The following is a 9861-nucleotide window of genomic DNA, read 5'->3' on the forward strand; positions in this document are numbered from 1 at the left end:
CAGCCGGCGCTGATCCCGCTGCTGCGCTCGGTGCGCGGCATCCACCGCCTGCTCCCGCTGCACGACGGCGCGCCGGACGCGGAGTACAACGTGGACGTCGAGGTGATGGAGCTGCCGCACCTCTTCCGCTCGACTTTGGACACCATCCCCGCACGCGTGCCGTACATCCACGCGCCCAAGGCGAAGCTGCCGGGGGATGGGAACCTCGCCGTCGGCCTCGTCTGGCGCGCGGGCGATTGGGACGACCGCCGCTCGGTGCCGTCTCCGCTGCTCGTGCAGCTGGGGGACATCGGCGGCGTCACGCTGCACATCCTTCAGCGAGGCCCCGCGTTGGACGAGCTGCCGCCCGGCTTCGGCGTGCTCTCCGGCAGCGACGACGTGCTGCGGACGGCATCCGTCATACGCGCCCTGGACCTGGTCGTCACGGTAGACAGCATGCCCGCCCATCTCGTTGGCGCGCTCGGGATGCCCGTGTGGACGCTGCTCCACTCGGACGCGGACTGGCGCTGGATGGTTGGCCACGACGACTCGCCGTGGTATCCCACCATGCGCCTCTTCCGCCAGGACCGGCCGGGAGATTGGGAGCCGGTGATCGCCCGCGTCGCCGCCGAGCTGCGCCGCCTCGCCGCATCGCGTCCAGAGACGCCGCAGGCGAGCGAGCTGTCGATGGGAATGCGGTAGGATCGTCGGGCGGGCGGCGGCGATCTCGCGATTGCCCGGCCGAGGCTTCCCCCCGCACCGATGTCGCTCAACCCTCCCCCCCCGCAGCGCGCAGCGCAAGTCCGCCATCCGACCAGCAGCGAGGAGGCTACTCGCAAAGCCTGGCAGCCCCGGCAGCCGTGGAAGCCGTGCCTTCCCCCGCTTGCGGGGGGGGGCAGGCGAGTTTTACGAGCCGGGTGAGGGCCCTCACCGCTCCAGCTTGAACCCCGCATCCACCGCGGGCCGGTCCGCCGCGTTCGCCGCGAGCCAGCCGGTGGCGTACATCCACCGTGTCACGTGCGCGAGCTTGGCGATGTCGATGCGCTGCGGCTCGTCGCGCGGCGTGTGGTAGTCCGGGTGCAGCAGCGTGGTGAAGAACAGCGACGGGATGCCGGCGCGCGCGTACGGCAGGTGATCGCTGCGGAAGTACCAGCCCTCCGGGTGCGTGGGGCTGTCCCACGACGTGTCGATGGCGAAGCCACCGGTGAGGCGGTTGGCGCGCATCGCCATCTCCACCAGCTGTGCGGAGTTGCGGTGCGGCGGCGTGGTGCCCAGCAGCGCCGCGCTGTCCGGGCTGTTGCGCCCGATCATGTCGCCGTTGAGCACCGCGACGATGGACGCCTTCGGCACCGTGGGATGGTCCGCGTACCAGCGCGAGCCCAGCAGCCCGCGCTCCTCCGCGCCGTGCCACACGAACAGCGCCGATCGCCGCCCCGGCTGCCGCGCGAACGCCCGCCCGATGGCGAGCAGCGCCACGCTCACGCTCGCGTTGTCGTCCGCGCCGTTGTAGATGGAGTCGCCGTTCACGGGAAAGCGCACGCCGTCGTGGTCGTGGTGCCCGCTGAACAGCACGTTCTCGCCGCGCAGCCGCGGGTCCGTGCCCGGCACACGCGCCACCACGTTGACGGACGGGTACGAATAGCTTTCCGTCGAGAACGTCGCTACGAGCCGCTGGCCGGGCGCGCGAACCTCGTCCAGCGCGGAGCGGGGAAGCCAGATGACGGGCACGGTCGGCTTCGGCCGCTGGTCCACCCCCGCCGTGTCCAGCCCGTACGTACCCCGCCGCAGCGCCGCGCCGAAGATGCCCCACGCCCGCTCGCTGGCCGTGTCGGAGACGAGGATCACCGCCGCCGCGCCGCGTTGCGTGAGGAACGCCGCCCGCTCGCGGATGGCCGCCCGGGCGTAGCGCAGCCCGTACAGGCTGATCCACGCGGGCGGCGTGTCGCGCGCGGGCGAGAGCACCGCCGCCACCGCCTTCCCGTGCAGGTCCAGGCTCGCCACGTCCGCCTCGCGCCCCTCGCCCACGAACACGACGGGCAGGTCCACCGCCGCGTCCGTGGGCGCGAAGACGTGCGCATCGCGCCACAGGGCGAGCTGCCGGCTGCCCAGCGTGGCGCGGCTCGCATCCGCCAGGCGCACGCGGTGCATGGGGAAGAACTGGAAGTACGTACCGTTATCGCCCGCCGGCTGCAAACCCGCCGCGCGCGCCGCGTCCGCCACCCACACCGCGGCGCGCATCTCGTCCAGCGTACCTGCCTCGCGCCCACGCATGGAGTCGCCCGACATGGCGAACAGGTCGCGCCGCAGGTCCGCCTCGCGGATGGCCGCCATCGCCGCGGGAAGCCGGTCGCGCGCGGACGCCTGCGCTTGCAGCGCTCGCCCGGCCGCGGGCACGCACAGGAGCACGACGGCCGCCGCGGTAGAGATGTGCAGTCGGTTCATGGTATTTCGATGGGATGATGATGGAGATGCGATGCGGCGCCTCGGCCGTCCCGCGCCCGGCCGCACGAAGCGTTCCGGCGGCGGACAGGGCCGATGCGGCGATTTCGGCGGATCGGGCACGATGCGCGACTGGTGACGAACGTGGTGCCGAGCCGCGGGATGCGGTGTAGAAGGCGCGGACCTTGGATTCGTGAGATGAGAACGGGAGCGAGCTTTTGAGCGTGGCGGACGAGAGAGTCGTGCTGGTGGATGCCGACGACGTGGAGATCGGCACGGTGGAGAAGATGCGCGCCCACCTGGACGGCGCGCTGCACCGTGCCTTCTCGGTCTTCGTCTTCGACCGTGTCGGGCGGATGCTGCTCCAGCGCCGGGCGGCGGACAAATACCATTCCGGTGGCCTGTGGTCGAACACCTGCTGCTCCCACCCGCGCCCGGGCGAGGACGCCGCCGCCGGCGCGCTGCGGCGGCTGGACGAGGAGATGGGCTTCCGGTGCGACCTCCACTCCGCCTTCACCTTCGTCTACCACGCGGACGTGGGGATGGGCCTCACCGAGCACGAGTACGACCACGTCTTCGTGGGCCGCTTCGACGGCGCGCCGCAGCCCAACCCCGCCGAGGTGGAAGGCTGGCGCTGGGCCGATGTAGACGACCTCCGCGCGGAGATGGATGCCCATCCGGAGCGCTTCACCTTCTGGTTCCGTGCCGCCTTTCGCGAAGTGCTCGCCCACGGCCTCGACCTCGTCCGCGCCGCCGCGGACGACTGATTCACGCTCGGCCGGAATCGCGCCGAGACTTCGTCCCGCGTCTCACGCGGGTCCAGCTTCCGAAGCCCACCGCCGCGCATCCTCCTCAAGCTCGCCTGTTGCGCCCAGCCGAAATCTACCTGCCGCGCATCTCCCGATCCGGTCGCCGTTGCGGCATCAGGGCTCGCCGCGCATGTTGCGGCACCCACGCCGCTCGCCCGTCATCCACCGAAACTCCGCACTCCACCATGCGCCGCATCGCCCTCGCAGTGCTGCTCTGCCTTGCATCTTCCGTCACGGCACGCGCCCAAGTGCCGGCCACCGCGAGCGCGCCGCCGGGGATGACCCTGCTGAGGCCGGCGCGCGTGTTCGATGCGATGTCGGCCGAGGCGCACGAGGGGTGGGTGGTGCTGGTGAGCGGCGAGCGCATCCAGGCGGTGGGGCCGGCGGCGCAGGTGGGCGTGCCGGCCGGGGCCCGCGTGGTGGACCTGCCGGGAACGACGCTGGTGCCCGGCCTCATCGAGGGGCACTCGCACCTCTTCCTGCACCCGTACAACGAGACGAGCTGGGACGACCAGGTGCTGCGCGAGGACGTAGCGCTCCGCACCGCCCGCGCAGTGGCCGGCGCCCGCGCCACGCTCATGGCCGGCTTCACCACCACGCGCGACCTGGGCACCGAGGGCGCCGGCTTCAGCGACGTGGCGCTCAAGCAGGCCATCGCGCAGGGAATCGTGCCGGGGCCGCGCATGATCGTGGTCACGCGCGCCATCGTGGCGACGGGCGCGTACGGGCCCAAGGGCTTCGCGTCGAACGTCGACGTTCCGCAGGGCGCCCAGGAGGCGAGCGGCGTGGAGGGCGTCACCCGCGCCGTGCGCGAGCAGATCGCCCGGGGCGCGGACTGGGTAAAGCTGTACGGCGACTATCGGTGGGGCGATGGCGAGCCTTCGCGCGCCACCTTCAGCGAGGCGGAGATGAAGGCCGCGGTCGTTGCGGCCACCGACGCCGGCCGCCCGGTCGTCGTGCACGCCAGCACGCCCGAGGGGATGCGGCGCGCGGTGATGGCCGGCGTCCGCACCATCGAGCACGGCAACGCAGGCACGCCCGAGATCTTCCGGCTGATGAAGGCGCACGACGTGGCGCTCTGTCCCACCGTGGCCGCCAGCGAGGCGGTGCGCACGTACCGCGGCTGGCGCAAAGGCGTGGACCCGGAGCCGGCGGAGATCCGCGAGAAGCATGCGAGCTTCCGCGCCGCGCTGGATGCGGGCGTCACCATCTGCATGGGCGGCGACGTGGGCGTCTTTCCGCACGGCGACAACGCGCGGGAGATGGAGCTGATGGTGGAGTACGGAATGACGCCCGCGCAGGTGCTGCTGGCCGCCACCGCCGTGAACGCCCGCGTCTTCCGCATCGACGGGCAGGTCGGCACGCTGCGCCCCGGCCTGCTGGCGGACGTGGTCGCGCTGGAGGGCGACCCCACCCGCGACGTCTCCGCCCTCCGCCGCGTTCGCCTGGTCATGAAGGGCGGCAAGGTCTACCGCGGCCCCGGCGCCGAGGACTCGCCCACGCAGTAGATGTTCCCAACCTCTGTAGATTCAAAGACTTGGCCTAGGCGCACCTGGCGGGTGCGTCCGCGCTTCCGCCGTGATCACGTCCGGGTTTCTGCGGCGTCGCTGCGGCCCCACGGTCCGACACGCAGGTCGGACCCTACCGGTCTGCGGCTGCGTCCCGATCGGCGACATCGGCGCGAAATCGGCTCTCCACATCGGTCTCGCTGGATAGGAGATGTGCGACGCTGAGGGGTTGCAGATCGTGCAAGATATGGTGCCGCTTCCGCTTCCGGGCGAAGGTGGCTATTTTACCTCAACCCCGCACACCGTAGTCCCTCCAGACCGGCTCCTGCCGGCGGACCCGCTTTGCCCATGACCTCGCGACGGCGCGCACGTTCGCTCGCCATCCCCCGCATCATCGCCCTGGCCGGCGCCGTCCTGGCGCTGGGCAGCGCCGCCGCGTGGGCCAGCGCCGGCACCACGGACGAAGACGCGCCGCCGCCGCTGCTCCAGCCCGTCGCCGCGCGGACGATGGAGACGGACACGCTGTTCGTGGGCGGCTACGCGCGCGGCACCTTCACCGACGCGCTCAGCACGCTCGCGAGCGACCTGTCGCAGTCCGAGCGCGAGATGGTGGGGCGGCACCTGGACAAGATCTACCTGCCGCTGCTGCGCGAGAAGGGCTTAGCGGAGGGCGGACGACTTCGCCTGGCGTACGAGCGCACGCTGCGGCCGGACGGCACCACGCGCTCCATCCAGGTCCTCGCCGCCGAGGCCGCGGTGGGCGGCGGCATGTACACCGTGTTCCTGTACGAGCACGGCGAGGAGCCGGGGTACTTCGACGACCTGGGCCGCTCGCTCGATCCCGCGGTGTGGGCGTCGCCGCTGCCGGTCATGCGCATCACGTCCACGTTCCGGTCGGCGCGCATGCACCCCATCCTGCACCGCATCCTGCCGCACCTGGGGCTGGACCTGGCGGCGGCCATGGGCACGCCGGTGCACGCCACGGGCGACGGCAGCATCAGCCTGGCGGGCCCGCGCGGCGGCTACGGCAACATGGTGGAGGTGCAGCACCCCAACGGCTACGCCACGCGCTACGGCCACCTCTCCCGCATCGCGCCGGGCGTGTACGCCGGGGCGGAGGTGCGGCAGGGCGACGTGATCGGGTACGTGGGGATGACGGGCCTGGCCACCGGCCCGCACCTGCACTACGAGGTGCGCCGCAAGGGCCTGCCCGTGGACCCGCAGGGCGTCTCGCCCGTGGAAGGCCCCGCGCACGACGTGGGCTACGACCCCACCTGGCTCACCCAGCGCCACCAGCTCGGCCAGCTCCTCGCCCGCGCCCCCACGGTCGTGTCCGCCTGGCGGCAGGGGATGTAAATCCAAGCCGGTGATGGAATTCCGGCATTCAGGAGTGCGATCCGTCGCATGTGAATGCGACGGTGGCTGGGCCCCCTCCCCGCCTCGCTTAGGCTCGCCGACCCTCCCCCAAAACTGCCTGGGGGAGGGTTTTTGTTGGGCTGGTAGATCGTCTTCTCTCGGGAGATGACGGTCGGTGGTCCCGTGGCGAGGCGTGATCCCGGGAGCGAACCGCGGAACGGTTTCTCGCGCTTTCGCCCTCCGCCTTTCCACGTCGGACGGTCTTTCACGCCGCCTGTATCTACCGAACCCGTGACGAACCCGCGCTGATCCACCGAGTTACGGCAAACGGCGCCCAAACAAAAACCCTCTTCCACGTGGTCGTGGAAGAGGGTGTATCCGCTTCGTGGTGGCGGAAGCGCGCCTACCCGCGGTTCCGGCGCTTGGCGGACTCGGGGCAGCGGGGCTCGGAGGCGGTGAGGGAGATCTCCACCAGGCGGTCGCGGCCCTCGTTCTTGGCGCGGTACAGCACGCGGTCCGCGGCCTCCATCATCTCCTCGGGGTCCACCAGCTCGGTGCCCACGGCGATGCCCAGGCTGGCCGTGACCGTCACCACGGCCCCGGGCACCACGACCTGAAGGTCGCGCAGCTGCTCGCGGAAGCGCTCGGCGAACGAGAGCGCGCCGTCGCGGCCGGTATCCAGCAGCAGCACCGCGAACTCCTCGCCGCCCATGCGCGCCGGCAGGTCGATGTTGCGGGCGCTGTGGCGCAGCAGGCGGCCCACGCGGGCCAGCACCTGGTCGCCCACGCGGTGGCCGTGCGTGTCGTTGATGCGCTTGAAATGGTCCAGGTCGATCATCACCACGGCCAGCGAGCCGCCGTGCCGGCGCAGGCGCGCGGCCTCGTGGCGCAGCGCGTCCTCGAAGACGTGGCGGCGCGCCAGGTCGGTGAGCGGGTCGGTGAGCGCCGTCACCTCGGCCGAGGCCCACTTGCCCGCGGTGGCGATGCCCACCGTGAGCACGAACACCAGGAAGCCCAGCCAGAAAATGCTGGACACGCCCGGCAGCACGTGCGCCACCGGCACCGAGTCGAAGTACTCGCTGGCCAGGTCGTACGTCATGGTGCCCGCGAACGCGGCCGTGCCCACCACCAGCAGCCGCGCGTGCGGCCGGTGCGGCTCCGCGGCCAGTGCCGCGCGCACCACGATGGCCACGAAGCCGATCACGGTGAAGCCGTCGATCCAGCGGTTCAGCTCGGCCAACTCGCCCAGCGGCAGCACCGCGGCGAGGACCACGGACCCGCCGTACACCGCCGCCACGGCCCACTCCGCGCGCCCGAACCGCAGGTCGAACATGCGGTACACGAGCGCGAGGAAGGCCGGCCCGGCCGCCAATATCCCCAGCAGCCCCACGCGGTACGGGTTGGCGTACGGCACCAGCACCGCGTCGAACACCGGCGAGAACGTGGCGCCGTACAGCGCGACCAGCGTGCACACCAGCGCGAAGTACAGGTTCTCGCGCGCGGCGCGCCGGCGCAGGAAGAACGCGAAGTGGTACGCGCCGATGGCCAGGAAGAACGACACCAGTGCGCCGATGATCATGTCGCCGGGCGAGCGGCGGCTGGCCAGGACGTCGTAGCGCCCTAGCTTCACCCCGCCCATGAGCCCGCCGTACGCGTAGTCGTTGTACGTCCGCACGGCCAGCACGTGCGGGCCGTCGGGCCTCGCCGCCAGCGCGCTCGCGGGCACGTAGATGAGCCCGCGGTCCACGCCCTCCTCGAAGTCCGGCGGCAGGTGCCCCCGCCCGCCGATGGGCACGCCGTCCCAGTACACCTCGAACGCGTCTCCCACGGCGCCGAACTGCAGGCCGATGGGCTCGCCGCGCAGGTCCGCGGGGATCTCCACCGTGCGACGGTACCAGCCGAAGCCGTCCAGCCCCGGGAACTCGTCCTCCCACTCGCCGGGCACGGCGATGGTCGCCCAGCCGCGGTCGTCCAGCGCCGGCGAGGACCACGCGAGCGAGTCGCCCGGGCGGAACTTCCAGGCGCCGTTCAAAGTTACCGGCGGTGGTGGCGGCGGCGCGGGTGCGCGGGAGGGGCCCGAGAGAAGGGCGAGGCCCAGGAGGAGAGGGGTCAGCAAGAAGGCCTGCCGAGAGATACGGGGGGACGCGACCTCCTAGAATACCGGCGGCTCCCGTAAAGGTCAATGGCGCCTCGCCGCCGGAACGCTCCTTGCCGGGCGGAACGGGCCGCGGTACGTTGCCCGCACGTGCCAACCCCTTTGCCCGACGCCTCTTCGGCAGGAGCAGCGAACCCATGTCCATTCCCGCGGAGGGCACCCCGCCCGGCGCCCTCGCGCTCTTCTCCATGAAGGGCGGCCCGCGCTACGGCGAGAAGATCGCCGTGCCCTCCCCGCTGGTCACCATCGGGAGCAGCGCGCAGGCCGACGTGGTGCTGGCGGACGACTCCGTCTCGGCCCAGCATGCCCGCCTGGAGTACGACTCCGGCGCCTGGCGCATCACCGACCTGGAGTCCACGAACGGCACCGCGGTAGAAGGGGTGCGCCTCGCGCCGCACGTGCCTACGCCGCTGCCGTACGGCGCCAGCGTGCGCCTGGGCGGCGTGCCGCTGCTCTTCCGCGCGATCGAAGCGGCGGACCCCGCCGCGGCGCGCGCCTCGTTCGTGCCGCCGCCCAAAGGGACCACGCTGAAGGAGGAGAAGCCGGGCTTCCGCTTCCCCGTGTGGCTGGTGGTGCTGGTGCTGCTGGCGCTCGCCATCGCGGGGCTGCTGCTCTTCCGCGGTCAGGCCGCCGCGCCGCGCCCCGTACCGGCCTCGCACCCCGCGGCGGCGCCGATCACCCAGGCTCCTCCGGCGCGTTCGTGAGCATCCGCTGGGAAGTGGCCGCCGCCACCGACGTGGGGCGGGTGCGCCAGGGCAACGAGGACACGTACCTGGTGGACGCCGCCCGCGGCCTCTTCCTGGTCGCGGACGGCATGGGCGGCCACGCCGCGGGCGAGATCGCCAGCGCCCTGGCGGCGGAGACGGTCGGCTCGGCGCTCGTCCGCGGGGTGGACGGCGGGCTGGACGGTGACGGGCTGACCCAGGCGCTCACCGAGTCGTTCCACTCCGCGCACGCCGCCATCGGCGCGCGGTGCGAGGAGGACCCCAACACGCGGGGCATGGGCACCACGCTCATCGCCCTCGCGGTATCCACCACCGGCGCCTACCTCATGGGGCACGTCGGCGACAGCCGCGCATACCTGATGCGCGGCGGCCGGCTGGGGCAGGTCACGCGCGACCACACGTGGGTGCAGGACGAGGTGGACGCCGGCCGCCTCTCCAGCTCGGGCGCGCGCACGCACCGGTTCGCGCACGTGATCACCCGCGCGCTGGGTGCCGACTCGCGCGCCACGCCGGACCTGGTCGCGGGCGAGCTTCTGCCCGGCGACCTGATCCTGCTGTGTACCGACGGGCTCACGGGCATGGTCAGCGACGTGCGCCTGCGCCGCATCCTGAGCGCCGAGGTGCGGCTGGAGGAGCTGGTCACCGCCCTCATCGACGCCGCCAACGGCCGCGGCGGCACTGACAACATCACCGTCGTCCTCGTCCGCATCCTCGACGGCACGTCCTAGCGCACCAAACAGCGGGTCGTTCGATAGATGCGCAGTATCCCCTCCGCCCCGCGAATCTGGTGGCGCCCGTAGGGGTGCGATTCATCGCATCCGATCCCTCTCAGGATACGTAGATGGTTGATGCGAATCGAGATGCGCCCGATACGACGAGCGCGGTTCGAT

8 protein-coding genes are annotated in these 9861 nt (G+C 72.1%); 6 read left to right on the forward strand and 2 right to left on the reverse strand.

Annotated features, from left to right (window positions below; genetic code table 11):
• Window positions 1-681, forward strand: a 681-nt coding sequence (locus tag VFE05_05705) for a hypothetical protein (protein ID HET6229557.1), incomplete at its 5' end; no start/stop codon positions are given.
• 225 nt (window positions 682-906) lie between these two features.
• Here the strand turns inward: VFE05_05705 and VFE05_05710 are convergent.
• The gene (locus VFE05_05710; GenBank protein HET6229558.1) at window positions 907-2421 is read right to left on the reverse strand and encodes a M28 family peptidase; all 1515 of its coding nucleotides are present in this window, start codon (window positions 2419-2421) and stop codon (window positions 907-909) included.
• A 221-nt stretch (window positions 2422-2642) separates the two neighbouring features.
• Here VFE05_05710 and idi point away from each other — a divergent pair, with 221 nt between their 5' ends.
• The 3 genes from idi (at window position 2643) to VFE05_05725 (ending at window position 6091) form a co-directional block, all read left to right on the forward strand.
• Complete coding sequence (idi, locus tag VFE05_05715) at window positions 2643-3185, forward strand: isopentenyl-diphosphate Delta-isomerase (protein ID HET6229559.1); 543 nt, start codon at window positions 2643-2645, stop codon at window positions 3183-3185.
• A 227-nt stretch (window positions 3186-3412) separates the two neighbouring features.
• Window positions 3413-4735 (forward strand): amidohydrolase family protein, encoded by a 1323-nt coding sequence (locus VFE05_05720; protein HET6229560.1) that lies wholly within the window; start codon window positions 3413-3415, stop codon window positions 4733-4735.
• Between the two features lie 348 nt (window positions 4736-5083).
• Entirely contained in the window at window positions 5084-6091 is a 1008-nt protein-coding gene (locus VFE05_05725; protein HET6229561.1) for a M23 family metallopeptidase, read from the forward strand.
• A 403-nt stretch (window positions 6092-6494) separates the two neighbouring features.
• On the opposite strand, the gene VFE05_05730 is transcribed toward VFE05_05725, so the two are convergent.
• Window positions 6495-8207 (reverse strand): diguanylate cyclase, encoded by a 1713-nt coding sequence (locus VFE05_05730; protein ID HET6229562.1) that lies wholly within the window; start codon window positions 8205-8207, stop codon window positions 6495-6497.
• Window positions 8208-8383: 176 nt separating this feature from the next.
• Between VFE05_05730 and VFE05_05735 the strand changes: the two genes are divergently transcribed.
• Window positions 8384-8950, forward strand: a complete 567-nt coding sequence (locus tag VFE05_05735) for an FHA domain-containing protein (GenBank protein ID HET6229563.1) — start codon at window positions 8384-8386, stop codon at window positions 8948-8950.
• On the forward strand, window positions 8947-9699 hold the full coding sequence (locus VFE05_05740) for a protein phosphatase 2C domain-containing protein (protein ID HET6229564.1): 753 nt from the start codon (window positions 8947-8949) through the stop codon (window positions 9697-9699). The genes VFE05_05735 and VFE05_05740 overlap by 4 nt, the downstream gene beginning before the upstream one ends.
• Window positions 9700-9861 lie beyond the last annotated feature (162 nt).

The sequence above is a fragment of the Longimicrobiaceae bacterium genome, assembly GCA_035696245.1.
Classification (GTDB): Bacteria; Gemmatimonadota; Gemmatimonadetes; order Longimicrobiales; family Longimicrobiaceae; genus DASRQW01.

Excerpts from the sequence above, each read along its gene's own strand:
- VFE05_05710 (HET6229558.1), bottom strand. The coding sequence starts at position 2,421 with ATGAACCGACTGCACATCTCTACCGCGGCGGCCGTCGTGCTCCTGTGC.
- VFE05_05725 (HET6229561.1), top strand. The coding sequence starts at position 5,084 with ATGACCTCGCGACGGCGCGCACGTTCGCTCGCCATCCCCCGCATCATC.
- VFE05_05735 (HET6229563.1), top strand. The coding sequence starts at position 8,384 with ATGTCCATTCCCGCGGAGGGCACCCCGCCCGGCGCCCTCGCGCTCTTC.
- VFE05_05720 (HET6229560.1), top strand. The coding sequence starts at position 3,413 with ATGCGCCGCATCGCCCTCGCAGTGCTGCTCTGCCTTGCATCTTCCGTC.